Here is a 25,369-nt window from a genome sequence, read left to right as displayed (position 1 = left end):
AAATAGATGTCCAGTTCATCGTCTCCGTTAGCGGACGCTGAACTACAAAGCGGAATATTACGGGTTCGCGATCGTCAGGATCGAACAATCGATCATTCGCGTTGCGACGCCAGAAACCTTTTTTAGTAGGCGTCTCATGATCGTCCCGGAAAAAGCGGAACGGCAGTCCGTCGATTTCCAGAGTGACGTCCATCGCTGGATTGGTCAACTTAAGCCATTGATGATCTCCCGAAATTGCGAGACTAATGAGCCGCCGCCGTGCTCGGCTGAAGAACAAAGCTCCTCGTCCGTAGTTACAGTCGTCCTCGGTTACGAGCAGCGTTTCGACGCCGTAAAAAATCTCGCGCAAGTGCGACGCGATCAGATTTAGGCGGTCTTCGGACAGGGCAGGCTTCGATTTCCATGGCAACGGCATTTGCATTGGCGCTCACTTTTTCGGTTTATGACGAAATCGTCAACCGAAGTTTGTCGGAAATTCATCGGTTCGTCAACTTCGGCATTTAACACACGCTGTCTGTTAAGTTCCGGTCAATAGCGAGCACCTTGAGAAGCCGTTCCGCATTTCCTTCGTTTATCCAGCGGCTCGTTGGCGCGCATGCCGTAGGGCTTGCGATTACACGTCTTTTAGTATTAAATCCAAACCGCTGCCGCCGTTGCGTCCAGCGAATGAGGCCCCGTCAGGAAACTGCCGGGGCCTTTGTTTTGGCACTTTGCGCCGTTCCCACCACCCGTCGCCACGATCATGACCTCGCCCACGCCGCGCGCCGTCGGGAGCCGGTGGAGGGCTATCCGTGCGCGTCAGCTACGGCACCACCCGCTTTGCGCGGAATGCCTGCGTCACGGTCAAGTCACCGAGGCAGCCGAAGTGGATCACATCACGCGACTGGAGGACGGCGGCACCGACGCCGACACGAACCTCCAGTCCCTCTGCCACGACTGCCATGCCCGCAAGACGGCGAAGGAGAACGGCGCGCGTCCTCGCGGCTGCGACGCCAATGGCATGCCCACCGACCCGGAGCACCCGTGGTCACGCTGACGCTCACGTCCGTTCACGCGCGGCTCGCCGGGGACGCCTCTCGGGGGGATTGTGTGAGTTTTTGGCAACACTCCACGTCACCCCGTGGCCTCATCTTTTTTCAACGCGCCACATCTGGGTCGGGGGGTCGTCACAGGCCGGCAAACGGGCGCGCGGGGCCACGTGCGGGCGCACGTGCCAACACCAACGGGAGGTCGGCTATGTGGGCTGACGCCATCGAGCAGCGGCCTGTGGCGGCGCTAATCGCCTACGCGAAGAACGCGCGCACGCACTCCGAAGCGCAGCTTGCGCAACTTGCCGATTCGATGCGGGAGTGGGGGTTCACGATCCCGGTTCTCGTGGCCGAGGACGGCACGATCATCGCCGGTCACGGACGGGTCGAGGCGGCGAAGCGCCTCGGTTACGACGCGGTGCCGGTGATCGTTGCGCGCGGCTGGTCGGCGCAGCAGATCCGCGCCTACGTGCTGGCCGACAACCGGCTCGCGGAGAACGCGGGATGGGACAACGCGCTGCTGCTCTCGGAACTCGAGGCCCTCACGCTCGACGGCTTCGCGATCGGGCTGGCGGGTTTCTCCGACACCGACATGGACCGGCTGCTGCGCGGTACGCGCGGTCGGGATGACGAGGATGACGTGCCCGAGGTGCCAGCCTGCCCGGTCACGGTGGCAGGCGACGAATGGGTGCTCGGCGGGCACCGGCTGGTGTGCGGCGACTCGACCGATGGCGAGGTCGCCAAGGCCGCGCTCGCGGGCATCCGGCCTTCGCTGATGATCACCGATCCGCCCTACGGCGTGGACTACGACGCCGACTGGCGCAATCGCGTGGTCATGGTCGAGGGCGAGCGGCGCGGCACTCATGGCACGCGATCGACGGGCAAGGTGCTCAACGATACGCGCGCCGACTGGCGCGAGGCATGGCAGCACTTCCCGGGCGACGTTGCCTACGTGTGGCACGCGGGCGTGTTCGCTGACGTGGTGGCCGGGTCGCTGCGCGCGTGCAACTTCGGCATCCGCAGCCAGATCATCTGGGCCAAGCACACCTTAGTGGTTTCGCGCGGGCATTACCACTGGCAGCACGAGCCCTGCTGGTACGCGGTGCGCGAAGGCAAGACGGCTGGCTGGACGGGCGACCGCTCGCAATCGACGCTCTGGCAGATCGAGCACCGCCGCAGCGAGTCGGGCCATTCGACGCAGAAGCCCGTCGAGGCGATGCGCCGTCCGATCGAAAACCACACCTCTCCCGGGCAGGCGGTCTATGAGCCGTTCTCCGGTTCCGGCACGACGATCGTCGCCGCCGAATCGGTGGGCCGCGTCTGCCACGCCATCGAACTGAATCCCGCCTACTGCGACGTGGCGGTCCTGCGCTGGCAGGCCGCAACGCGGCAGCAGGCTGTCCGTGAGCGCGACGGACTTACTTTCGCGCAGGCCGCCGAGGCCGCTGGCATCGAGGTTAGCAATGGCAAGGACACGACCACCGCTTCCCACGGAACTGAAGCTGGTGCAAGGGACGCTGCGCCCGTCCCGGGCAAACAGGCGAGAGGCAAAGCCCGCAAAGGTGATGCCGACACCGCCCGCCCATCTCGGCGCGATCGCAAAGACCGAGTGGAAGCGCATGGCACGTGAGCTATTCGATCTCGGGCTGCTCACGCGCGTCGATCGCGCGGCCCTCGCTGCCTACTGCATGGCTTACGAGCGGTGGGTGCAGGCCGAGCAGGCGCTCGCGAGGATGGCTGCGCGCGACATGCTCACAGGTGGCCTGATGATCAAGACCACCAACGGCAACGCGATCCAGAACCCGCTGGTCGGCACCGCGAACAAGGCGATGCTCATCATGGTCCGCTTTGCCGCCGAGTTCGGCATGACGCCCGCTGCCCGCGCGAGCATCGAGGCGGGTGTCCCCGGAGAAGGTGATGGCAAGCAAGGCGACGTCCGCCAGAAGTACGGCTTCTGATCCGGCGACGCAGTACGCGCGCGCCGTGGTCGAAGGCCGGATCGTGGCTGGCCCTGACGTGCGCAACGCCTGCAAGCGGCACCTCGACGACCTCGTGAGTGCCGCCGCGCGTGGTTTCACATGGAACCCGGAGATCGGGCAGCGCGTCATCGACTTCTTCCCTGATGTGCTGTGCCTGAACGGCGGCGAGTTCGAAGGCGAGCCGTTCCACCTGCTCGACTGGCAGAAATTCATCGTCGGCTCGCTGTTCGGCTGGCTGCGCGAGGACGGCTCGCGGCGCTTTCGCGAAGCGTATGTCGAAGGCGGCAAGGGCTGCGGCAAGTCTCCGCTCGCGGCAGGCATCGGGCTTTACATGATGCTGGCCGATAACGAGCAGCGCGCCGAGGTCTATGCGGCGGCAACGCGCCGCGATCAGGCAATGGTGCTGTTCCGCGATGCCGTGGCGATGGTGCAGCTGTCCCCGAGGCTGCGCGAAGCCACCACCACGCAGGGCCGCGACGATCGCGTGTGGAATATCGGCCATCGCAGGAGCGGCTCGTTCTTCCGTCCGATCGCGAGCGACGAGTCGGGTCAGAGCGGCCCGCGTCCGCATTGCGGGCTGATCGATGAAATCCACGAGCACCGCAACGGCACCGTCATCAACATCATGCGCGCGGGCAAGAAGGGTCGCCGCCAGCCGCTGATCTTCATGATCACGAACTCGGGCTTCGACCGCACCTCGGTCTGCTACGAGCAGCACGAGTACGCGATCCGCGTCGCGGGAGGTGCGCTGGCCGACGACAGCTTCTTCGCCTTCGCGTGCTCGCTCGACGAGACCGATGATCCCTTCGAGAGCGAGGACTGCTGGATCAAAGCCAACCCGTCGCTCGGGCAGACGATCAAACCCGACTACCTGCGCGAGCAGGTGCATCAGGCGCGCGGCATGCCCTCGCTCGCCTCGACCGTGCGACGCCTGAACTTCTGCCAGTGGGTCGACGCGGAAGATCCGTGGATCGAAGGGCCGCTGTGGTTCGCGTGCGAGGTCGGTCGGCCACCCGAGTCGGGCGACGTGCTGCGTGGCGAGGCCGATGCGCATGAACTCATGGCCCGGGCCGATGCGGCGCGGCGCGACATGCGCGCTGCGTTCAGGGGAAAGAAGGTCTCGGGCGGTCTCGACCTGTCGGGCACGCAGGACCTGACCGCAGCCGCGTTCGTCACGGTCAACGAGGACGAGACGGTCGACGCGTTCGTGGACTTCTGGACACCCGGCGACACGATGATCGAGCGCGGCAATCGCGACAAGGTCGGCTATGACGTGTGGGATCGTGCGGGCTTTATCCACGCCACGGATGGTCGCTCGGTGGCTTATCGCGAGGTCGCGCGCGAGCTTGCCGTGCTGGACGCCGAGATGGAGATCGAGGGCATTGCCTGCGACCCGTATCGCATGAAGGACTTCGAGCGCGAGTGCGACGCCGAGGGCGTGGCGCTGCCGTTCGTGACGCACGGTCAGGGCTTCGGACGATCGTCGGAGTCGGGCCTGTGGATGCCGCGCTCGATCGAACTGGTCGAGCAGCTGATCTTCGAAGGACGCCTGCGCGTGGTGTTCAACCCATGCCTGCGCTGGAACGTATCGAACGCTGTCGTCGAGGCGGATGCGAAGGAGAACCGCATCTTCCGCAAACGCAAGGCGATCGGACGTATCGACGGCCTCGTGGCTCTCACGATGGCCGTGGGCCTCGCGCTCAACCGGAGCGCCGAGCGCGAACCGGAATACCAGATGTACTTCCTCTAAGGACGCCGATCATGGAACGTGCTTACTCGCTGCTCACCGTTCGCAGCGCGGACGATGCTGCCCGCGTGATCGAGGGCATTGCCTCGACGCCGACGCCCGATCGTTACGGCGATATCGTCGAACCGCTCGGCGCGAAGTTCAAAACGCCCATGCCGCTGCTATGGCAGCACGACGCCACGCGGCCAGTCGGCCAGGTCGAGTTCGCCAAGGCGACCAAGGACGGCATCCCGTTCCGCGCCTCGATCGCGAACATCGACGACCCCGGCACGCTGAAGGATCGCCTCGACGAGGCATGGCAGAGCGTGAAGGCGCAACTCGTGCGCGCCGTCTCGATCGGCTTTCGCGCCATCGAGTACTCGTTCATGGATGACGGCGGCATTCACTTCCTCGAATGGGAGTGGCTCGAACTCTCGCTCGTCACGATCCCCGCGAACAGCGAGGCAACGATTCAAACCATCAAGTCAATCGATACGACCACCCGCGCCGCGCTCGGCATCGGTGGTGGTCATGTCGTGCGCCTTCGTCAACCCGCGCGCGCTCGCGCTTCCAAAGCGTTCGTCATCCAGACGATCCATCGGGAGAACTGCAAATGAAGCCCACCATCACTGAACAGATCGCCGCGTTCGAAGCGAAGCGCGCGGCATCACAGGCGCGCATGGCCGAGATCATGGACCTTGCCGCCGCCGAAGGCGCGACGCTCGACGCCGCGCAGCAGGAAGAGTTCGACACGCTGGAACTCGACATCAAGGCGATCGACGAGCACCTGCGCCGCCTGAAGACCGTCGAGGCGCAGATCGTGAAAAGCGCCACGCCCGTCAATGGCGAGAACACGCAACGCGCGAGCGTGACGCGCGCGGTCGGCGCTGGACCGAACCCGATCATCACGATTCGCGGCAACCTGCCGAAAGGCACCGCTTTCACGCGTTACGCGATCGCACTCGCGCGCTCGCAGGGCAACCTGATGCAGGCCGTCGAGATCGCCAAAGGCTGGCACGACTCGACGCCTGAAGTCGAGAGTGTGCTGCGCGCTGCTGTCGCGGCGGGCACCACGACCGACCCGGTATGGGCCGCGCCGCTGGTCGACTACCAGAACATGACCGCCGAGTTCATTGAACTGCTGCGGCCTGCCACGATCATCGGTCGTATCAACGGCTTCCGCCGCGTGCCGTTCAACGTGGCGATGCCCGCGCAGACCTCGGCCTCGTCCGCGCAGTGGGTCGGTGAAGGCAAGGCCAAGCCCGTCAGCGCACTCGGCTTCGAGACGATGCGCCTCGGCTTCGCGAAGGTCGCGGGGATCGTGGTGCTGACCGACGAGCTTGTGCGCTTCTCGAATCCGTCCGCCGAGCCGATCGTGCGGCAAGACCTGATCGACACCATCACGCAGCTTATCGACCACGACTTCGTCGATCCCGACAAGGCCGAGGTCAAGGACGTGTCGCCGGAATCGATCACGCATAACGCGTCGTATATCGATGCCTCGGGCACCGACGCCGACGCGCTGCGCGCCGATATCCGGGCGCTGTTCTCGGCCTTCACGGTGAACAACGTCTCGGTCGCGGGTGCCTACTGGATCATGGACCCGGTGATGGCGCTGACCATCGGCATGATGCAGAACGCGCTCGGCCAGCCCGAGTTCCCCGGCATCGACATGAACGGCGGCACGTTCTTCGGACTGCCGGTCATCTGCTCGACCAACGTGCCGAAGGACGCGACCGACCTCACGCGGATCATCCTCGTGCAGCCGCGCGAGGTGCTGCTGGCCGACGATGGTGGCGTAACGCTCGATGCCTCGCGTGAAGCATCGCTGCAGATGGATAGCGCGCCGACCGGCAACGGCACCGGCCTCGTGTCGCTCTGGCAACAGAACATGGTCGCGCTGCGTGCCGAGCGCTTCATCAACTGGAAGCCGCGCCGCACGCTCGCCTCCGCGTACATCCGTGGTGCCAACTATGGCGCACCGGACGAAACGCCGCCCGCTGCGTGATGGTCAAGGGGGTGGGCCTTCGGGTCCGCCCGTTTTCATAAGGAGCGCAGCCATGAAGATGATCGCGACGAAGAGCTTTACCTATGCAGGGAAGCCGCGCAAACCGGGCGACGAGTTCGACGTGACGGGCCGCGACGTGCGGCTGCTGTCGGCGGTCGGGCGTGCCAAGCCCGTGCCACCACCGCCGCCGCCGAAGCCGGTCAAACGCGATACGGGCGCAGAGGAACCCGCCGCGCAGCCCGACGAAGCCAAGCCTCGCAAGGGCCGTTATCGCCGCCGCGACATGCAGGCAGAGAACGGCGAGGAATGACATGCGAATCTTCGGCCTTCAGATCACGCGGGCCGCGCCGCGTGCCGCTGTCGCGCAGAACGCGTCGCCGGTCAGCGCGTGGGGTGGCAACGGCGGCTGGTGGCCGTTGATCATCCGCGAACCCTTCTCGGGTGCGTGGCAGCAGAATCGCGAACTCGCGCCCGAGACGATGCTCGCCTATTACGCGGTCTATGCGTGCGTGACGCTCATCAGCGCGGACATTGGCAAGCTGCAGATCAACCTCACGCAGCGCGACGCCACCGATATCTGGTCGAAGACACAGAGCGCCGCGTTCTCGCCCGTCCTGCAGAAGCCGAACACCTACCAGACGCATATCCAGTTCATCGAGAACTGGATCATGTCGAAGCTCACGCGCGGCAACACCTATGTGCTCAAGGAGCGCGATGCGCGCGGTGTGGTGATCGCCATGTACGTGCTCGACCCTTCGCGCGTGACGGTGCTCGTGGCCGATGACGGCTCGGTGTATTACCGGCTCGCCAGCGACAAGCTCGCAGGCGTGCCCGAGGACGAAGGCGACGTGACGGTGCCCGCGAGCGAGATCATCCACGACCGGATGAACTGCCTGTTCCATCCGCTGGTCGGCACCTCACCGCTGTTCGCGTGCGCGCTCGCCGCACGACAGGGCCTCGCGATCCAGAACAACAGCGCGTCGTTCTTCGAGAACGGTGCGCAACCGGGCGGCATCCTTGTCGCGCCCGGTGCGATCAGCGACGAGACGGCGAAGCGCCTCAAGGACAAGTGGGAGGAAAACTTCGGCGGTGTGAATCGCGGTCGCCTCGCGGTGCTCGGTGACGGCCTGAAGTATGAGGCCCTCACGATGAACGCCGTCGATGCGCAGCTGATCGAGCAGCAGAAGATGACTGCCGAGATCGTCTGCTCGGTCTTTCACGTGCCGCAGTACATGGTGGGCGTCGGCACCGCGCCCACCTATAACAACATCGAGGCGCTCTCGCAGAACTACTACTCGCAGTGCCTGCAGTCGCTGATCGAGTCGCTGGAGCTTTGCCTCGATGAAGGCATGGCGCTGCCCAAGGACTACCGCACCGAACTCGACCTCGACGGCCTGCTGCGCATGGACACCGCGTCGCTGATCAAGACGCTCACCGATGGCGTCGGCGGCGGCATCGTTGCGCCGAACGAAGCGCGCAGGAAGATCAACCTCAAGCCGGTCAAGGGTGGCGCGACGCCCTACCTGCAGCAGCAGAACTACTCGCTCGCCGCGCTGGCCGAGCGCGATGCCAACGAGCCGTTCTCGAAGCCCGCGCTCACGCCCGCGCCCGCTGCCAGTGATCCAGGCGCAGAGCCGAACGCCGATCCGAACGCGAAGCCCGCCGGCCCGCCCGCCGATCCATTGAAGGCGATATTCGACGCCGCGCATGAAGCCTTCAACGAGGAGGACGTCGAACATGCTTAGTCCATCAGAACTCCGCGACTTCATGCGCGCGATCGCGGGCGAAACGAAGGCTCATGTCGCGCGCCTGCTCGCACCGCTCGATGCGCGCGTGAAGGCCCTCGAAGAGCGCGAGCCGGTTGCGGGCCGCGAAGGCATCGATGGCAAGGATGGCAAGGATGGCATCGATGGTCGTGATGGCAAGGACGGCGATGCCGGTCGTGATGGTGTCGACGGCAGGGATGGCACCAACGGGATCGACGGCAGGCACGGCAGCGACGGCGAGGACGGGCGCGATGGCGTGGATGGCGTGGATGGCAAGGATGGCCGGGACGGACGCGACGGGCGCGATGGCATCGATGGCAAGGACGGGCGCGATGGCATCGATGGGCGCGACGCTGCCGACCTCGACGTGCTGCCCGCGATCGACTTCAGCAAGGTCTATGGGCGCGGCACGCTCGCCAGTCACAGGGGCGGATTGTGGCGTGCCTTCACGAACACCGATGGCGAGCATGGCTGGGCCTGCATCGTGGATGGAATGGAAGGTATCGCGATCGAAGCGGACGCCGAGCGCGGCTTCGTGATCAGCATCACGCGCTCCACCAGTGCGGTGCAGATGTTCAGGCTGAAGCTGCCGGTGCTGATCTATCGCGGGGTCTACGAGTACGGACGCCGCTATGACGCGGGCGACGTGGTCACGTTCGGCGGCTCGGTGTGGCACTGCAATGCGGCAACAGGTGCCAAGCCCGACGAGCACACCGACGATGCGGTGAAGCCGTGGACGCTTGCCGTCAAGCGTGGGCGCGATGGCAAGGACGCACCGGCCCGCGTTACTCAGGGAGAGCAAGCATGAGCACGCCCGGTTACGAGATCGTCTCGATTGACGATGCGAAGAAGTGGATGCGCGTGGACGGCTCCGCGATGGACGCCGATGTGGAGCTCGCGCTCGCGGGCGCGACGGCCTCCGTCTATGCGTACCTGAAGCTGCCAGAGCCGTACTCGGAAGCCAACCCGGCACCCGCCAATGTCGTGCAGGCGATCGTCCTGCTCGCGGGCATGTTCATTCGTGATCCTGACATCGCAGACGCCGCGTCATGGCAGGCCGGTTATCCGCCCGCGCCCATCGTCTCGATCCTGTATCCGCTACGTGACCCGGCGCTCTCATGATCAGGCAAAGCGGCATCAAGGCTGGCCCGCTGAACCAGCGCATCACGATCCAGCGGCCCATCGTGACGGTCGACGCCGACTCGGGCGAGCCGGTCGTGACCGGGTGGGAGAACCTGCCCGTCGACGCGGAGGTGTGGGCCGCGATCGAGACGCTCAAGGGCATGGAATACCTCGCGTCCGCCGAGTTCCGTGCGGGCGTGACCACACGCATCCGCGTGCGCTGGCGCGACGACCTCACCTCGGCCATGCGCGTGGTGTTCCGGCTCATGCGCGGCGACACGGTGGTGCGCGAGACGGTCTATGACGTCCAGTCGGTGCTGCCGCAGTACCAATCCATGTCCGAGGTGTACCTGATGTGCGCCGATGGCGTGATCACCGAGGGAGGCCAGCCGTGAAGATCGATATCGAGGTCAAGGGCCTCAAGGAGGTCGAGCAGTTCCTCAAGACGCTGCCCGACGAGGTGTCACGAAAGATGCTCTATGGCGCGCTGATGGGCAGTGCGAAACCGATCATGGATCAGGCGAAGCAGAACGTGGTCGCCAACTTCGGCAACTCGGCGCGCTTCACGCACACGCTCGAAGAATCGCTCGTGCGCGGTCGCCGGAAGAACACCGGCCTCGCCGCGCGCGTCGACGTGAAGATCAGGAAGGGCAAGGTCAAGGACCGCATGGTCAAGGCAGGCGTCATCAAGCCGCACGGCGACGATGCGTTCTATGGCCGGTTCCTCGAGTTCGGCACCTCGAAGATGCCCGCCTATCCGTTCCTCAAGCCCGCTGCCGATGCGAAGGCTGGCGAGTCCATCAAGCGGTTCAACGGCACGCTCATGAAGCGCATGGCGAAGTGGTGCAAGGAGAACGGTGTGGTCTATCGCTCGCCGGGAGGCATGACGTGACCGGCGACGAACTGTTCGCGCTGCTCGATCAGGCGTTGCCCGGTCGGGTGTTCAAGGCGCTCGCACCGCAGGGTACGCCCGAGCCGTATGTGGTCTATGCGCTCACCTCGGGCACGCCGCGCAACACGATGTGCGGCAGCGCCAACGCCGCGCAGATGAGCTATCGCGTCGACTCGTATGCGAAGACGCAGCGCGACGCGCTCGCCGTGATCGATGCGATCGGCGCGCTCGTCGATGCGTGCGAGGGCGATCCGATCATCGAGAACCGGCAGGACATTTACGAGCAGGACACGCGCATCCACCGCGTGAGTGTGGTTCTTTCAACTTGGCAGCTAGACGACGAGGTGCAGACATGAAGAAGGCAATCAGCGCGCAGAAAACGCGCATGTATCTGGAGAACGTTGACGCGCCCGCCGCCGCGACGGGCCTGCTGAAGGCTGGCTCGAAGTCCAAGCCTTGCGTCGTGCAGTTCGATGACGTCTCGAAGCTGCGCAACGGCGCGGCGGTCTATGTGATCGGCACCGGCTGGCCGAGCATCGATCTGAAGTCGTGGGTCGTGCAGAACATCGACGTCGAGGCAAAGACCGCCGAGCTTGCGAACACCGACACCTCTGCCGAGGATGAATCGCTCGGCACGAATGCCGCGTGGCTGCTGCGCGCGTACATCGACGTCTGTGCGGTGTCCTATCAGATCAACCAGAACGCCGCTGCCGATATCGACACGACGACGCTGTGCGACGACGAAAAGACCTCGCTGGTCGGCTTCGGTGACCCGGGCACGCTCACGTTCGACTTCTTCATCGATCCAACCGACCCGGACTATCAGGAACTGCGCGACGCACAGAAGGACGGCAGGACGCGCATGTTCGAGATCGTCTACCGGAACAAGGCGGTGCGCACGCTGCCGGTGATCGTGCAGTCGGTCAACGAGTCCGGTGGCGTCGATCAGGCCGTGCAGGGTTCGGCCACGCTGAAGATCACGGGTGCGGACGTGCTCACCATGCCGCCCGGGCAGGACACGGCGAACTATGTGCTGATCCCGATGCTGGACAAGACCAGCGGCGAGGCCCCGCTCGAAGTGACGCTCACGCTCAACGAGGCGGGTGGGCAGGCGACGGGCTACGCGATCAACTGGAAGGACGGCACGCCCGTCGAGCAGGTGACGACGAAGGTCGTGCCGCACTCCTATACGAAACCGGGCAGCTATACGCCGAGCGTGGCCGCGACGATCGCAGGCTCGGCCACCGCACCGTTCAAGGCGCAGAACGCGGTCACGGTCTCGGCACCGCCCTATGCGCTCACGGCTTCGGTGGCACCGACCAGTGGGGTCGCACCGCTGCCGGTCACGCTCACGCTCACCGAGGAGAACGGCACCGCCGACTACTTCGACGTCGACTGGGGCGATGACGGTTCCGCCGAGCGCGTGTCGGCGCTCACGGCACCGCACAGCTATGCGGCAGCGGGCGAATTCGCGGTCAGCGTGACGCCGACCGTGGCAGGCGTCGCAGGCAGTGCCTCGGCAGCAGGCACCGTCGATGTGACGGCGGTCTGAGGAGGCGGTGATGAACGATCGGCTACCAGCTACGCAACGCGAGAAGCTCTTTGTCGTGCAGCCGAAGGAGACGGTGGTGGAGACGGACTCCTTCGGCGCGGTCACGCTGCGCGCGATGAACGTGCGGCGCTTCCGCGAACTGTCGCAGAAGCTCAACGAGGAACGGCCCGAGGACTTCGGCTACGACATCCTGTGCGAGATGGCGCGTGGCCCGAATGGCGAACGCTTCACCGCGTCCGCGATTGCGGGCCTGCCCGCCCATGTGCTGCCCGACCTGCGCAAGCTGGTCGATGCGGCAGTGCTGCTCTGCGGCCACAAGCCCGCCGATGCAAAAAAAGACTGACCGACCCGGTAACGCGCCTCGTCTTTGCGGTGGCCTCGCACCTGCACATGACGGCCGGGGAAGTTGAAGCGCGCATGGATTCGGACGAGCTTTTCATGTGGGCGGACGTTCTCTTCGGGTGGGGCAACGCGTCGGGCGATGAAGCCGAGGTGCTCACTGTCGAGGATGAAATAGCAGCGTGGAGGTAAAGCAATGGCATCTGCCGGTTCGCTGATCTTCGAACTCGCCGCTGACGTGGCGCACCTTCGTCAGGACATGGCGAAGGCAAACGACACGATCACATCATCGCTCAAGGGCATCTCGAACTCGGTGGCGGGCATCGCTACGCTACAGGGCGCGCAGTTCGCCATGAGCTTCGCGCGTGGCTTCGCGGACAAGGTGAAGGAAGCCATCGACGAGATGGACGCGCTCGGCAAGCTGGCGCAGCGCATCGGCACCAGCACGGCTGAACTCTCCGCGCTGTCCTATGCCGGTGAGTTCGCAAGCGTGTCGCTCGATGATCTGTCGACCGCGTTCAATGGGCTTAACAAGTCGCTGCTCGAAGCGCGCGATCCGTTGAGTGATAGCGCCGCCGCGTTCAAGGCGCTCGGCCTGAACGCCGACGAGTTGCGCAAGATGGACCCGGGCAAGGCGTTCGAAGAGATCGCAGGCGTCTTTCCGAAGTTCGCGGACGGTGCCGAGAAGGCCGCGGTGGCCACGCAACTGTTCGGCAAGCAGGGGCAGGCATTGATCCCACTGCTCAACGGCGGCAAGGAAGGCATCGAGGCGATGCGCAAAGAGGCCGAGGATATGGGCCTCATCGTGTCGACACAGACCGCGCAGGCGATGGGCGATCTGAACGACGACCTCACGCGCATCAGCAACCTCGGCAAGGGTGCCGCCGCTGTGATGGCAACGGAGATGCAGCCCGCGATTGCCGAGGTCGTGCAAATCCTCAAGGAGGCCGCGACCGAGGGCACCGTCTGGAACGGCGTGCTCGATGGGATCGTCGGCACCGCGAAGGTCGCCATGCAGGTGATCGCCGGTCTGACGGGCACCCTCTCCGCGTTCGCGAAGCTGGCCTCCGCAGTCGGGCAGGCACTCAATCAGGAGGCGTCCTTCGAGGGCATGAAGAACGCCGCGAAGATCGTCTCGGACGCATGGAACACGGCGCGCGACGATCTCACCAAGGTGCATGACGCGCAGGTGCGCATCGGCAAGTCGGCCTCCGAATCCGAGAAGGCTGCGAAGGCCGAGGCCGACGCATACAAGTCGATCGACTCGCGGCCCGTTGTGCAGTTCACCGCGAACCTCGATGCGAACGCGAAGGCCGCGAAGAGCGCGAAGAAGGAGGTCGACGAGTACGGGAACATGCTCAGGTCGTTGCAGGACCAGTACCGCGCCGCGCAGGCAAACGGCGACGAGATGCTCATGCTGCTCACCGATCCGAAGTTCGCCAAGTTCACCACCGAGCAGCAGCGCAACCTCACCGACCTCAAGCAGGCCACGCTCGATCTGACCGCCGCCAACGAGGCAGCGAAGCAGGCCGAGGAGGAACTGCAGAAAGTGCGTGACGACGCCGACAAGGCCGAGATCGCGCGCGTCGAGGGCCTGCGCGCGCTGGCCGACTCGACGCTCGATGCGCTCGATCCGACCCGCGAGTACGTGCGCACGATGACCGATCTGGTCGCCGCGCAGCAGGCCGGGTTCCTCTCGACCGGGCAGCTTGCCGCCGCGCAGGAGTTGCAGGCGAAGAAGCTGCAGGACGCGCTCGACAAGACCGATCCGATGAAGGATCAGATCAAGTCGCTGCAGCAGGCGATCGAAGGCTTCGGCAAGAAGTCGAGCGACGCGCTGGTCGACTTCATGTTCTCGACGAAGGACGCGAGCGTGAGCTTCTCCGAGATGGTGACGGCGATGCTCAAGGACATCGCGAAGCTGCTCGTCTACAAAAACATCTTCGAGCCGCTGGTCGGCTCGATCAATAACAGCGGCTGGACGGGCGTGCTCGCGGGTCTGTTCTCGGGCAATCGCATGGCCGGTGGCCCGGTGCAGGCAGGCTCGATGTATCGCGTCAACGAGACGCCGCTGCGCGGCGAGTACTTCGTGCCGAACGCACCCGGTCGCGTGGTGACGGGCAGCGGCTCGGACAGTCCCACCTCGATCGTCATCAACGTCAACGCGGACACCAGCGCGACCACCGCTGATGGCGACGGCGCGAAGGCCGTCGAACTCGCCAAACGCATCGCCATGATCGTGCGGCAGGTGATCGCCACGGAGAAGCGCACGGGAGGTCTGCTCGCATCATGATCACGACTACCTTCGATGAATGGCTCGCGCACTGGAAGCGCACGACGCCGAAGGCCAGCGGCCTGATCTTCGACTGGTGCGTAACAACCGCATCTGCCGAGGTCGAGCCGCGTGTGCGTATCGCGCAGTTCGGTGACGGCTATGCGCAGCGCCGCCCCGCTGGCATCAACACGCAGGACCAGATGTGGAGCGTGGCGCTGAACAACATCACCGAGGCGAAGGCGCAGGCCGTGCTCGACTTCCTCTCGGCGCGCAATGGCGTCGACGTGTTCTACTGGACGCAGCCGCGTACCTCGACCGTGCTCGATGTGATCTGCCCGTCATGGTCATGGACCTATGGCGACATGCTTGTCGACGGCGAGCGCGTGTTGAACGTGAGCGCCAAGTTCCTGCAGGTGCATGTATGAACATCAGGGGCGCAGCGCAGGAGCTTTCTCCCGGTGCCGTGATCGAGCTTTTCGTGATCGACCTGTCGCGCTTCGGCGCGCCGACGGTCTACATGCACGCGGGGACCAACAGGATCGGCGGCGACGTCATCTGGCAGGGTATCGCGTACCAGCGTTATCCCGTCGCGGCAACCGGCTTCGAGATAAAGGGGCAAGGCCCGCTGCCGCGCCCGAGGCTCGCGGTGTCGAATGTGACGGGCGTCATCTCCGCGCTGTGCCGTCTGTACGGCGATATCGTCGGCTGCAGGATCATCCGGCACCGCACGCTCGCCCGTTACCTCGACGCGGCGAACTTCCCGGCAGGGAACCCCGACGCCGACCCGGAAGCGTTCTTTCCCGACGACCTCTTCTTTGTAAATCAGAAGACCAAAGAGGATCAGGTGACGGTCGAGTTCGAACTCGCGGTCGCCTTCGACGTACAGGGCGTGCAACTGCCGCGCCGCCAGATCATCCGCAACTCCTGCCCGTGGAAGTATCGCGGCGACGGTTGCGGTTATGCGGGCGTGCCGGTGGCCGACGCCAACGACAACCCGACCACCGATGCGGCGCGCGACGTCTGTGGCAAACGGCTCACCTCCTGCAAGATGCGCTTCGGCGTGGCGGGCTGGCTCCCGTTCGGCGCGTTCCCCGGCTCGTCGGCCTATCGGTGAGGAGATACGGGATGACCACGCTCGACTTCACCTCCGTGCTGCCGCTCATTCAGGTCCACGCCGATGCCGAGGCACCGCGCGAATGCTGCGGGCTGGTTGTGCGCCGCGCCAACGACACGCTCGCCTACATGCCGTGCCGCAATCTCGCCCGTGATGCCGACGAGTTCGTGATCGATCCCGAGGACGCGGCGTACGCCGAGGACGCGGGCGAGATCGTCGCCTACGCACACTCGCACGTGTTCGTGCCGCCGACGCCCACCGATGCCGATCGCGCATCGATGGCGCGCACCGGCCTGCCGTGGATCATCGTCAACCATCCACTCGGCTCCTTCACGATCAATGAGCCGGTGCCATATCTGGCGCCTCTGATCGGTCGCACCTTCGTGCATGGCGTGCATGACTGCTACGGCATCGTGCGCGACTGGTATGCGCTCGAACTCGACATCCTGCTCAACGACTATCCGCGCTACTTCGGCTGGTGGGACAGCGACGATGGCCCGGACCTTTACCGCGAGAACTTCGAACGCGAGGGTTTCGTGGTCGTGCGTGAGGGCACGCTTGACGCAGCAGCGCTCGACAGCCTGCGCGAGAACGATCTGCTGCTCATGCGTATCCGCGCACGACGCGACAACCACATGGCGATCTACATGGGCGGCAACGTGATCCTGCATCACCTCGTCGACCAGCTATCGCGCCGTGAAGCGCTGCAGGAGTTCTACCAGCGCCGCACGACTGCCGTGCTGCGGCACCGCGCGCTGCTCAATAAAGGGGGTGCGTGATGCTCACGGTGCGCTTCTACGGCGATCTGCGCCGCCGCTTCGGGCGCGAATGGACGCTCGCTGCGCGCAGCCCGCGCGAGGCCATACACGCGCTGATGACGCAGCTTCCCGGCCTGCGTGCGTACTTTCGCGAGGTCGCCACGCGCCAGTTCCTCGTGCGTGGCGAGCATCAGGACTACGACGAGGCGGATCTTCACTATCCGCAGGTCAAGGGTGTGCTCAAGGTTGTGCCGCTTGTGTCCGGCGCGGGCGCATGGGGAAAGATCATCGCGGGCGCAGCGATCGCGGCCATCGGTGTGGTCGCCAGCCCGTTCACCGGAGGCGCATCGATGGCGCTGGTCAGTATCGGGATCAGCGTGGCGCTCTCGGGCGTCGCGCAACTGCTCGCGCCGCGCCCGAAAGGAACAGCGACGCCCGAGAACGCCGACAACCAGCCGTCGCTCGCATTCGACGGCGCGGTCAACACGATGGGCCAGGGAGGCCCGGTGCCGCTAGGTTACGGACGGCTGCTGGTCGGCTCCGCGATCGTGAGCGTGGGCTTCTCGACCAATAACGAGATCGTGGTGAACTGATGGGATCGCGCGACCTCGTTCCGGTGTCACGCGGCCTCGTTCCGGTCACCGGCGCGGGTGGCGGTGGCGGCAAGGGTGGCGGTGGCGGCGCGCGCTCTCCCGTCGAGTCGCCCGACTCGCTTCGCTCGACGCAATATGCGCGCGTGATCAACCTGATCTGCGAAGGCGAGATCGAAGAGATCGTGGGCGGCGCGCAGGGCATCTTCGTCGACGACACGCCGCTTGCGAACCCGGACGGCTCGTGGAACTTCGTCGGCGCGGGTATCGAATGGCGCAACGGCGCGGCCACGCAGGCTCCGATCACCGGCTTCTCGGCCACGGAGTCCGAATCGAGTGTGGGCGTCACGGTCACGCAGGCGGGACCGGTCGTGCGCAGCGTGACGAACCCGAACCTGAATGCGGTGCGCGTAACGCTCGGCTTCCCGGGCCTGTCCTACACCGACACGAAGACCGGCGACGTGACGGGTGTTTCCGTGCAACTGGCGCTCGACGTGCAGAAGGACGGCGGCGGCTTCCAGCAGGTTTACGTCGACACCGTGACGGGCAAGACGTCGAGCCGCTACCAGCGCAGCTATCGCGTCAACCTTGCGCGCTTCGGTGCGGTCGGCGGCACCTACGATATCCGCGTGCGTCGCGTCACCGCAGACTCCACCACGGCGTATCTGGTGAACGCCTTCCAGTGGGAGACGATGACCGAGATCGTCGACTCGAACCTGATGTATCCGTACTCGGCGATCGTTGGTGTGCAGATTGACGCGAGCACCTTCCGGCAGATTCCGAAGCTCGCCTTCGATATCAGGATGCGGCGCATCCAGGTGCCGTCGAACTATGACCCGGCCACGCGTACCTATACCGGCACGTGGGACGGCACGTTCAAGATCGCATGGAGCGACAACCCGGCGTGGATTCTCTACGACCTCGCCACCACCGAACGCTTCGGCCTCGGCGGCTACGTGTCGCCCGAGATGATCGACAAGTGGACGCTCTATACGATCGCGCAGTACTGCGACGGCGCGGTGCCCAATGGCTTCGGCGGCTACGAGCCACGCTACACCTGCAGCATCTACATGCAGACGCGCGAGGACGCGATCACGCTGCTGCAGCAGATCGCGGCAATCTTCAACGGCATGATCTTCTGGTCGGGCGGCATGCTCACGGTGTCCGCCGACATGCCTGCAGACGCGGCGATGTCCTACACCGCCGCGAATGTGCTCGACGGCACCTTCACCTATACCGGCACGCCGCTCAACCAGCGCCATACCGTTGTGCTCGTGACGTGGACCAACCGGGCGAACCGTTGCCAGCAGGAGATCGAGTACGTCGAGGATCGCGACGCGATCAACCAGTGGGGGATGCGCGAGATCGCCGTGACGGCGCTCGGCTGCACCTCGCGTGGCCAAGCGCATCGCGTGGGCCGGTGGATACTGCTCACCGAGCAGATGCTCTCGGAGACGGTCTCGTTCAGGACCGGCATCAATGCGGCCTTCACGCGCCTGGGTGAGATCTTCTACACCGCCGACGAGACGCGTGCGGGCTATCGCACAGGCGGGCGCATCATTGATGGCGACGTTGACTGGCTGCAGCTCGACGCGCCTTTCGTGTTCAGCCCGTCCATCAGCTACACCGTCGGTGTGTTGCTGCCCGATGGCACGTTGCAGCGCGTGGCGGTGATGAACCCGGGGGACGTCACGACCGACCAGATCGTGCTGCTGGAACCGCTGCGAATGGCCCCGAACCGCATGTGCGTGTGGTCGATCTCCGCGACCAACGCTGTCAACGAGCAGTGGCGATGTATCGCCGTGACCGAGGACGAGGAAGGCAACATCGATATGCAGGGCGTCGCGTACCGACCCGACAAGTTCGCGGCGATCGAGTACGACCTGCAACTCGAAGCGCTGCCGACCGGCATCATCAATCCGTTCGTGATCGGCCCCTGCACCGAACTGACGTTGCTCGAGTCGAAGTATCAGATCAGCCCGGTCGTGGTCGGCGCACGCGCGACCTTCTCATGGCTCGCGCCGCTGGGCGCGGTGCGCTATGCGGTGTCGTACCAGTTCGAGGACGACTCGCCCGTCTACGTCGACGCGTTCATGGCGAGCATTGATATCCAGCCCACGCAGGAAGGCTCGTGGACCTTCACCGTATGGGCCATCAACGCGCTCGGCATCCGCAGCGCGCCCGCAACCGTGACGGTCGAACTGCTCGGTCTGAGCCAGCCACCGGACGACGTGCGCGGCTTCCAGCTCGACATTTACAACGACGCCGCGAACCTGCAATGGGTCCAGTCCGGCTCGCTCGATGTGATCGTCGGCGGTCAGGTCGTGATCCGTTTCTCGATGCGCATGTCCACCGAGGTGTCGTGGGAGGAAGCCAACGAGATCGCGCGCTTCGCGGGTGGTACGACGAACGGCTTCGTGCCGCTGATGAAGGGCACCTACTTTGCCAAGTTTATGAACTCGTCCGAGAAATACTCCGCAAACTCGGCGCTGGTGATCAGCACCACCGGTCCGTTGCGCGACTACAACCTCGTCGAGGACATGGAGCAGGACCCGACCTTCGCAGGCGAGAAGGTCTACACCGAGGTGCGCAACGGCGTGCTGTACCTGTCGCAGGATGCGCACGGCTATGCGAAATCGACGACCGGCGCTTACAACTTCGATCACACGATCGACCTCGGCAAGGTCTACACGGTGCGCGGCACGTCCTACGTCGAAGGCGCGGCATACGACTTCTTCAACGATGTGGACACGTGGCCGGATTGGGACGCGGTGCTTGATGTCGACGGCACGAAGATTGACGAAGGCGGCGCGATGGTGTTCGCCTCGCTCACGAACGTGGACCCGGTAGCGGCACTGGACGACGACTGGAGTCCCTACGTGCGGCTCGTGGCCTCCGATCTGACATTCCGTGCGGCACGGTTCATGTGCGCGCTGCACGTGAAAGACAACACGCAGGGCATCGGTATCACCGACCTCGGCGTGACGGTCGACGTGCCCGACCGCATCGAGAGCCGTAACAACGTGCCGGTGGCGGCGGGCGGCACCGTGATCGAGTTCAGCGTGCCGTTCAAGGACACGCCCGCCATCGCGATCATCGCGCAGGGTCTGCAGACGGGTGACAAGTGGCTGATCGACCAGCAGTCCGCCGACGGCTTCCGAATCCAGTTCCAGACCTCGGACGGCACGCCCGTCGCCAAGACCGCCGACTGGATCGCGCGCGGCTACGGCTACGAGCACACCGATCTGACGGGCCTCGGTTACGCGAGGCTCACGCGTTTCGACTCGCCGCTGATCGAGGCGATGCGTGCGCGCATTGGACCCAAGCGCCTGAAGGCGATCTAACTCACAGCGAGCCAACCATGACGCAACCTTCCTCCTATCAGGTGCCAGCCCATCCGTCAGGGCTGGACATGCGCACGCAACTGAACCAGATCGTTCTGTCGGTGCTGGGCGACAATTGCGGACCGACCGAGCCGCCCGAGACCTACCCCGGCATGATGTGGGGCGACACGACCGCCGTGCGCCTGAAGCGCCGCACAAACGCCAACGATGGGTGGGTCGATATCGGGCCGCTCGATGACTTCCTCGCGGACATGCGAACGTCGATCAAGGCCGCCGTGCCCAAAGGCACGATCATCATGTGGTTCGGAGACGGCAACGCGATCCCTGCGGGTTACGTGAAATGCGACGGCGCGAATGGCACGCCGAACATGGTTGACACGTTTCCGTGCGGCGCTGGCGGTTCGATGGGGGCCGGTGGGCGCTCGGGCGCGAACGCCATCGCACTGACGACCGACCACCTGCCGAATCATGCACACAGTGTCTACGATCCCGGGCACGCGCACAGCGTTGCTGACCCCGGTCACGCTCACGGCGTAGGCGACCCGGGCCACGCGCACAGCATCCCGAACTATGGGTCCGTGCAGGCCGGGGCTGACAACGGTGGCGCGCAATGTCCTGTCGCGACTGGCTACAGTTCGGGACGCGGACAGAACAACGTGAACGGAAACGGAACCGGCATCTGGATCGGCGCAAGCGGGACCGGCATCTGGATATACGGAGCGGGCACCGGCATCGGCATTTATGCAGCGGGCGGCGGCGCAGCCTTCGATAACCGGCCCGCGTGCTGCGCGCTGTGGTTTCTCATGAAGGCGTCGTGATCATGCGTGCGCTTATCCTGCTCTGCGGGTTGCTGTCGTCCTGCACGGTGCTGTACGTGAGCGGCAGCGGCAATACGATCTGCGACTCCAACACGCACGGCGACTTCGGCATCACGCGTACGCCTGCGCAGCCGCTACTGGACCGGCTGCGCGGGCACGCGACCCATTAGCTCATCCCACGCGCGACGCATCTGCCGCGCGCTCTCACGCGGGGCCATGCGTCCTGTCATCGTTGCCAGCCCTGGGCAGATCACATTCTGCAGGTCCATGTGCCGCACCGCTCGTAGTGCCGCGCGGAAGGCCAGATAGGCGTTGTCGGTGTGAGCAACGACGCTCGGCACCTCCATCGTCGGTGCGGCGATCATCAGCGGGATGTCCTGATAGCCCGTCCCCACAATCAGCGCTTCACCCACCGCGAGCGCCTTCGTCGGCAGGTTCGCGATCAAGCCTTGCAGTTCCTGCTCGATCTGCGGGCCGAATCGATAGCGATACACAAGGTCGATGCCGCCGTCCATCCAGCCGTGCGAGTTCGTGGGACTCACGATCGCATCAGCGGGCGCGCCGTCGAACACGTCCGAGCACTTCACATCGAAGGCGGCAATGCCAGCGAAGGCGGCGGCGACCGCTTCCACCACCTCCGGGTTCAGGTCACGGAATCGCAGCTTCATCACACGGTCTCCACCAGCTTCACGTCTGCGAGCGCGCCGATCTGCTCCGCAAGTTTTTCCGTCTCGCCGCGTGCGTAGTCATAGTTCCGATACTCGGCGGGTGTGCGATAGAGTGTCTGCGCGACCTCCGGGTCCATCGTCTGGTAGCCCTGAACCGTAAGCGGATCGAGAGGCTTGAAGTCCCAAGCGTGCCCGCACATGAAGCCGTAGAACCACAGGCCCGGGTGATCGCTGTCGATCATGCCGGTGTTCCACAGGCCGCCGTGGACGTCGATCACGAGCGAGAGCGGCACCGCGAGACCGGCATCGAGCGTGCGCGGCACCACTCCCCGCACATCGGCAGCCGCAATGCGCGTGCTGTTCAGTTCACGGCTCGCCAGCGCCTCGGGCACGACGATCAGCACGTCGCGCCGCTGGCCGAAAAGCGGGTGTGACTTTGACACGCCCGCATAGCCATTCCAGACGCCGTTGTAATCGCGGCGCATCAGGCAGACGAGTTCGCACGCCTCGAAGTCGTCCGCATCCGGTTCGCTATTCCAAGGGTGGGCGACGTTGGACATGAAAAGACCCTCCAGTAGGTGCCAAGCAAAGTTTACGACAGCGATGGATATCGGCAAAGCCTTCAAATCTTTCCCCGCCGGCCCATCGTCGGCATGAGATAAGATCGCGCAGAGACGATGTGCGGGTTTCTCGTCTGGTGCGGCGCTCAGTCTCAAGCTGACCAGCAACAAAAACATACGGGGAGTTCCAGACAATGCCATTGGCTATCACAATATTCAGCGTTTCCGGGGAAGGCCTTGATCCGGTTTTCTGTTATGGCTTTATTCGATCGGTACGTGGGTCAGGCAAATATCCGTCACCCAATCTTCCCAAGGGGCTCGCATCCGACTGCATCAATCGCTCGGACGTTCCGGACACCGCTCTGACGCTTTTGGCTTGGGACTCGATAGTTTGCGGCGCGCGAGAAAATGAAGTGCTCGATGCTTTGCGCACAGGATCTCTTTCCCTTCCAGAGGCATCTCCGGTCGTCACCGAAATGCAAATCAGCGGCGTGCCGTTCGGGCCATTGCTTGTCGAAGAGAATTTTCAGCGAGGACGCGTAACAGGGGTCGGGCTTCTACATCGAACCGGCATTGCGAGCGAGACACATCTCAAGGCCTTAGCGGACAAACTACACGACAAACTCGCAGGGTCTATGCCGAGGGCGCTCGATAACATCGTGTCAATGATCGGCAATGCGACAGGTTTTTGTGATGTCTGCGGACCCCGCCGTCCAATTGGGGCAGTCGACTACTTCTATCGTTCACGAGCGGCGACATACGTCGACGGGCCCCTTTTTGATGTTCGGCCAGAGCAAGCGGATTTTCGTTCCAAGGCTCCCTCGTCTCAGATTCATGTGCGCCGCCACGCAGCAGCGCTTGATCAAAGATATCGTTTGCAGACTACGCTGTATAACTATGATGAGGTGCTTCGATCAACCATCCTCGACATTGACGCGGGTGTGCACGAGACAGCCCTTTCAGCGCCGGCCCATATCACCGAAATGACTATGCGGGTGTTCGACGAAACGGGCGAACTAGTCGATCAGTCAAAAGTCATGTTTACCCAGGGAATGCAGTTTGGTTTTTCAGTTTTGGGGGCTAGCGACACCTTGCCGCCCGTTTTCCCGGGAGCGCCCAAAAGTCCTGATCTAGAAGTCCGGCCTCGCATTCACACGCTTTTGTTCAAAGGCCCCTCAATGGGAAAGCGTTCTGGCAGCCTAGACATTTTGCGAACGAACAGCGCAAACCTAGCAGCCTTGATCGGGCCAATTTCCTCCAAGCAAGAGGACATTTGGTTTGATCGCGGAAGTGCTGGACAGGTCGACGTTATCCGTTGGATAAAGAAAAGAATCGAGCAGCCGGGTTTGGTCAAAGCCTTCTTGGTCGATCCATATCTGGGAAGCGACGCATTGAAGCGTGTTGTCGCCCGCCACGGCAATCAGACCGCTGAACTCTTCATTGTTGTCTCGCCCGGGAATATCGACCCGGATGCCGATGCTGCCGCTGCAAAATCGGCCAACGACTACTTACCGAAACTAGCTAGCGCCGCGACCGAATGGGCGACTAAGTTAGCGGGAAAGATCTCTGTCGTGCATATTAAGCGTGGCAACGGCAGCCGTCAGGCGTTCCATGATCGTTTTCTATGCGTACTCGATCGGGACGCGACTCCCACCGTGTATCTCTTTTCGAATAGCCTGAGCAAGGCTGCGGGCGATTGGCCCTTCGTGATTTGCCAGCTGGATCAAATTACCTCCTGGCGCGTATACGCAGATATCTTGCAGATGGTAGAAGGTCGTGTGGATGGACTTCATCCTGAGTATATCTGGACGACCGCGAATGTATCTGCAACATCGCCGACGGAATTTCTCACACCGTCAGCCGTTACCGATAACGAGGCCCCTTGGGTGGTGGCCGCTAACACGCTACTGTCCAATATCAGAACCGTCATCTATCGCAATTCGGAGTTCAAACCACAGGTAGGTTCTCTCATCGATAAGTTTCTCGCTGTTTGGCGAGAAGATATTGATGACAGACGGCTTGCGGACGCTCTATTTAAAGTTGTCACCCACCGGGATGCCATTGTGGTCTTCGTATCGGACCACTTGCGATACCGAGGATGCGATGAGATTGCTAGTCTACTTGACGGCATGTTCCTCGACCACATCCTTGACGCCTTGCCAGACACACCTCAATCAAATGGCTGGTGGCTCCCTCACGACGCGCGACGTGCCGTCTTAGGGAATCTCGGACGAACGATAGCCCGCAAGCCGAAACCCACCAACTTTGTCAGAGACAGGATCAACCCGAAAGTACAGCGATACGTTGCTTCGATCGAGACACAAAGATTCAGCGACGTCGCATGGGACGTCCACCGCGCCGCACTCTTTTTATCGGTTATCGCGCTGGAGGTAGCGTCAATTGCCAATGCACCAGAAGCGTACCGCGTTGGCATGGCTTCAGACTATATTCACTGGCTGGGTCGACTGATGCGATCAGACCTAGCTGCGAACATGTATGTCACATCCGGCGCTCAAGTGCCAGACATCGCTGATGATCTTCCGCTAGCTGCACAGGCTATTTTACAGGTCCGCAGCATACTTGGAGACCAATTGATCCCGCCGGTGAAAATGGTTATGGACGACCCCTGGGTTGCCGCCGCTTTCAAGACAAAACTCTCACCCTTCTGCTGAGTCCGACTGGACATCGCACTCGCGCGAGACGCGCAAAGGGATCCCATGAGATTCACCCGCGTGCGCGGATCTCCGGCCTCCTGATAAGCTGTAGGTCGACGGCGGATTGCGTCCCACGAAATGAATTATTTCCGGGTCAAATGCCTCATCCGAAGCGT

Annotated in this window: 27 protein-coding genes; 24 read left to right on the top strand and 3 right to left on the bottom strand. The window is 63.8% G+C overall.

Annotation, left to right across the window (positions count from 1 at the left end):
* Nucleotides 1–421: hypothetical protein (locus BGRAMDRAFT_RS34760; RefSeq protein ID WP_415857596.1), on the bottom strand; the 421-nt coding region annotated here is incomplete at its 3' end.
* Nucleotides 422–742: 321 nt separating this feature from the next.
* On the opposite strand from BGRAMDRAFT_RS34760, the gene BGRAMDRAFT_RS35890 reads away from it, so the two are divergent.
* The 23 genes from BGRAMDRAFT_RS35890 (at nt 743) to BGRAMDRAFT_RS34755 (ending at nt 21,481) form a co-directional block, all read left to right on the top strand.
* Complete coding sequence (locus tag BGRAMDRAFT_RS35890; RefSeq protein WP_083803865.1) at nt 743–1,036, top strand: HNH endonuclease; 294 nt, start codon at nt 743–745, stop codon at nt 1,034–1,036.
* Nucleotides 1,037–1,236: 200 nt separating this feature from the next.
* Entirely contained in the window at nt 1,237–2,658 is a 1,422-nt protein-coding gene (locus BGRAMDRAFT_RS34100) for a DNA methyltransferase (RefSeq protein ID WP_006052497.1), read from the top strand.
* Entirely contained in the window at nt 2,648–2,986 is a 339-nt protein-coding gene (locus BGRAMDRAFT_RS29190) for a phage terminase small subunit P27 family (RefSeq protein ID WP_006052496.1), read from the top strand. The genes BGRAMDRAFT_RS34100 and BGRAMDRAFT_RS29190 overlap by 11 nt, the downstream gene beginning before the upstream one ends.
* A complete protein-coding gene (locus tag BGRAMDRAFT_RS29185) occupies nt 2,946–4,757 on the top strand; it encodes a terminase large subunit (RefSeq protein ID WP_006052495.1) in 1,812 nt (603 codons plus the stop codon). The genes BGRAMDRAFT_RS29190 and BGRAMDRAFT_RS29185 overlap by 41 nt, the downstream gene beginning before the upstream one ends.
* Before the next feature lie 11 nt (nt 4,758–4,768).
* Nucleotides 4,769–5,350, top strand: coding sequence for an HK97 family phage prohead protease (locus BGRAMDRAFT_RS35710; protein ID WP_006052494.1), 582 nt, complete (start codon nt 4,769–4,771; stop codon nt 5,348–5,350).
* A complete protein-coding gene (locus tag BGRAMDRAFT_RS29175; protein WP_006052493.1) occupies nt 5,347–6,741 on the top strand; it encodes a phage major capsid protein in 1,395 nt (464 codons plus the stop codon). Before BGRAMDRAFT_RS35710 ends, BGRAMDRAFT_RS29175 begins: the two co-directional genes overlap by 4 nt.
* A gap of 52 nt (nt 6,742–6,793) precedes the next feature.
* Complete coding sequence (locus BGRAMDRAFT_RS29170; RefSeq protein WP_006052492.1) at nt 6,794–7,051, top strand: DUF7210 family protein; 258 nt, start codon at nt 6,794–6,796, stop codon at nt 7,049–7,051.
* Between the two features lies 1 nt (nt 7,052).
* Nucleotides 7,053–8,486, top strand: coding sequence for a phage portal protein (locus BGRAMDRAFT_RS29165; RefSeq protein WP_006052491.1), 1,434 nt, complete (start codon nt 7,053–7,055; stop codon nt 8,484–8,486).
* Between the two features lie 22 nt (nt 8,487–8,508).
* Entirely contained in the window at nt 8,509–9,315 is an 807-nt protein-coding gene (locus BGRAMDRAFT_RS33350) for a hypothetical protein (RefSeq protein ID WP_052303227.1), read from the top strand.
* The gene (locus tag BGRAMDRAFT_RS29155; RefSeq protein ID WP_006052489.1) at nt 9,312–9,629 is read left to right on the top strand and encodes a head-tail connector protein; all 318 of its coding nucleotides are present in this window, start codon (nt 9,312–9,314) and stop codon (nt 9,627–9,629) included. Before BGRAMDRAFT_RS33350 ends, BGRAMDRAFT_RS29155 begins: the two co-directional genes overlap by 4 nt.
* The gene (locus tag BGRAMDRAFT_RS29150) at nt 9,626–10,024 is read left to right on the top strand and encodes a phage head closure protein (protein WP_006052488.1); all 399 of its coding nucleotides are present in this window, start codon (nt 9,626–9,628) and stop codon (nt 10,022–10,024) included. Before BGRAMDRAFT_RS29155 ends, BGRAMDRAFT_RS29150 begins: the two co-directional genes overlap by 4 nt.
* The gene (locus tag BGRAMDRAFT_RS29145) at nt 10,021–10,521 is read left to right on the top strand and encodes an HK97-gp10 family putative phage morphogenesis protein (protein ID WP_006052487.1); all 501 of its coding nucleotides are present in this window, start codon (nt 10,021–10,023) and stop codon (nt 10,519–10,521) included. Before BGRAMDRAFT_RS29150 ends, BGRAMDRAFT_RS29145 begins: the two co-directional genes overlap by 4 nt.
* Nucleotides 10,518–10,877: a tail completion protein gp17 gene (gp17, locus tag BGRAMDRAFT_RS29140; RefSeq protein WP_006052486.1), complete on the top strand. Its 360-nt coding sequence runs from the start codon at nt 10,518–10,520 to the stop codon at nt 10,875–10,877. Before BGRAMDRAFT_RS29145 ends, gp17 begins: the two co-directional genes overlap by 4 nt.
* Nucleotides 10,874–12,073, top strand: a complete 1,200-nt coding sequence (locus BGRAMDRAFT_RS29135; RefSeq protein WP_006052485.1) for a phage tail tube protein — start codon at nt 10,874–10,876, stop codon at nt 12,071–12,073. The genes gp17 and BGRAMDRAFT_RS29135 overlap by 4 nt, the downstream gene beginning before the upstream one ends.
* Before the next feature lie 10 nt (nt 12,074–12,083).
* Nucleotides 12,084–12,416 carry a hypothetical protein gene (locus tag BGRAMDRAFT_RS29130; protein ID WP_006052484.1) on the top strand — a complete coding sequence of 111 codons (333 nt, stop codon included), beginning with the start codon at nt 12,084–12,086 and terminating at the stop codon, nt 12,414–12,416.
* 192 nt (nt 12,417–12,608) lie between these two features.
* Nucleotides 12,609–14,705, top strand: coding sequence for a phage tail tape measure protein (locus BGRAMDRAFT_RS29125; protein WP_006052482.1), 2,097 nt, complete (start codon nt 12,609–12,611; stop codon nt 14,703–14,705).
* Nucleotides 14,702–15,112 carry a phage tail protein gene (locus BGRAMDRAFT_RS29120; protein ID WP_006052481.1) on the top strand — a complete coding sequence of 137 codons (411 nt, stop codon included), beginning with the start codon at nt 14,702–14,704 and terminating at the stop codon, nt 15,110–15,112. Before BGRAMDRAFT_RS29125 ends, BGRAMDRAFT_RS29120 begins: the two co-directional genes overlap by 4 nt.
* Nucleotides 15,109–15,801: a phage minor tail protein L gene (locus tag BGRAMDRAFT_RS29115; protein WP_006052480.1), complete on the top strand. Its 693-nt coding sequence runs from the start codon at nt 15,109–15,111 to the stop codon at nt 15,799–15,801. The genes BGRAMDRAFT_RS29120 and BGRAMDRAFT_RS29115 overlap by 4 nt, the downstream gene beginning before the upstream one ends.
* 11 nt (nt 15,802–15,812) lie before the next feature.
* Nucleotides 15,813–16,580: a C40 family peptidase gene (locus tag BGRAMDRAFT_RS29110; RefSeq protein WP_006052479.1), complete on the top strand. Its 768-nt coding sequence runs from the start codon at nt 15,813–15,815 to the stop codon at nt 16,578–16,580.
* Nucleotides 16,580–17,152: a tail assembly protein gene (locus BGRAMDRAFT_RS29105; RefSeq protein ID WP_006052478.1), complete on the top strand. Its 573-nt coding sequence runs from the start codon at nt 16,580–16,582 to the stop codon at nt 17,150–17,152. Before BGRAMDRAFT_RS29110 ends, BGRAMDRAFT_RS29105 begins: the two co-directional genes overlap by 1 nt.
* Nucleotides 17,152–20,493, top strand: coding sequence for a TipJ family phage tail tip protein (locus BGRAMDRAFT_RS29100; RefSeq protein ID WP_006052477.1), 3,342 nt, complete (start codon nt 17,152–17,154; stop codon nt 20,491–20,493). The genes BGRAMDRAFT_RS29105 and BGRAMDRAFT_RS29100 overlap by 1 nt, the downstream gene beginning before the upstream one ends.
* Before the next feature lie 17 nt (nt 20,494–20,510).
* Nucleotides 20,511–21,311: a hypothetical protein gene (locus tag BGRAMDRAFT_RS29095; RefSeq protein WP_006052476.1), complete on the top strand. Its 801-nt coding sequence runs from the start codon at nt 20,511–20,513 to the stop codon at nt 21,309–21,311.
* A gap of 2 nt (nt 21,312–21,313) precedes the next feature.
* A complete protein-coding gene (locus BGRAMDRAFT_RS34755) occupies nt 21,314–21,481 on the top strand; it encodes a hypothetical protein (protein ID WP_006052475.1) in 168 nt (55 codons plus the stop codon).
* Here BGRAMDRAFT_RS34755 and BGRAMDRAFT_RS29090 read toward each other — a convergent pair.
* Complete coding sequence (locus BGRAMDRAFT_RS29090) at nt 21,446–21,979, bottom strand: macro domain-containing protein (RefSeq protein WP_006052474.1); 534 nt, start codon at nt 21,977–21,979, stop codon at nt 21,446–21,448. The two genes, BGRAMDRAFT_RS34755 and BGRAMDRAFT_RS29090, sit on opposite strands and share 36 nt — an antisense overlap.
* On the bottom strand, nt 21,979–22,539 hold the full coding sequence (locus BGRAMDRAFT_RS29085; protein WP_006052473.1) for a hypothetical protein: 561 nt from the start codon (nt 22,537–22,539) through the stop codon (nt 21,979–21,981). The genes BGRAMDRAFT_RS29090 and BGRAMDRAFT_RS29085 overlap by 1 nt, the downstream gene beginning before the upstream one ends.
* A gap of 194 nt (nt 22,540–22,733) precedes the next feature.
* Here BGRAMDRAFT_RS29085 and BGRAMDRAFT_RS29080 point away from each other — a divergent pair, with 194 nt between their 5' ends.
* Nucleotides 22,734–25,211, top strand: a complete 2,478-nt coding sequence (locus BGRAMDRAFT_RS29080) for a VPA1262 family N-terminal domain-containing protein (RefSeq protein WP_006052472.1) — start codon at nt 22,734–22,736, stop codon at nt 25,209–25,211.
* Nucleotides 25,212–25,369: the final 158 nt, after the last annotated feature.

Origin of the sequence: Paraburkholderia graminis C4D1M (genome assembly GCF_000172415.1) — a bacterium.
Classification (GTDB): Bacteria; Pseudomonadota; Gammaproteobacteria; order Burkholderiales; family Burkholderiaceae; genus Paraburkholderia; species Paraburkholderia graminis.
Note: the sequence above shows the minus strand (reverse complement) of the source record. Positions and strands in the feature narration are given on the sequence as shown.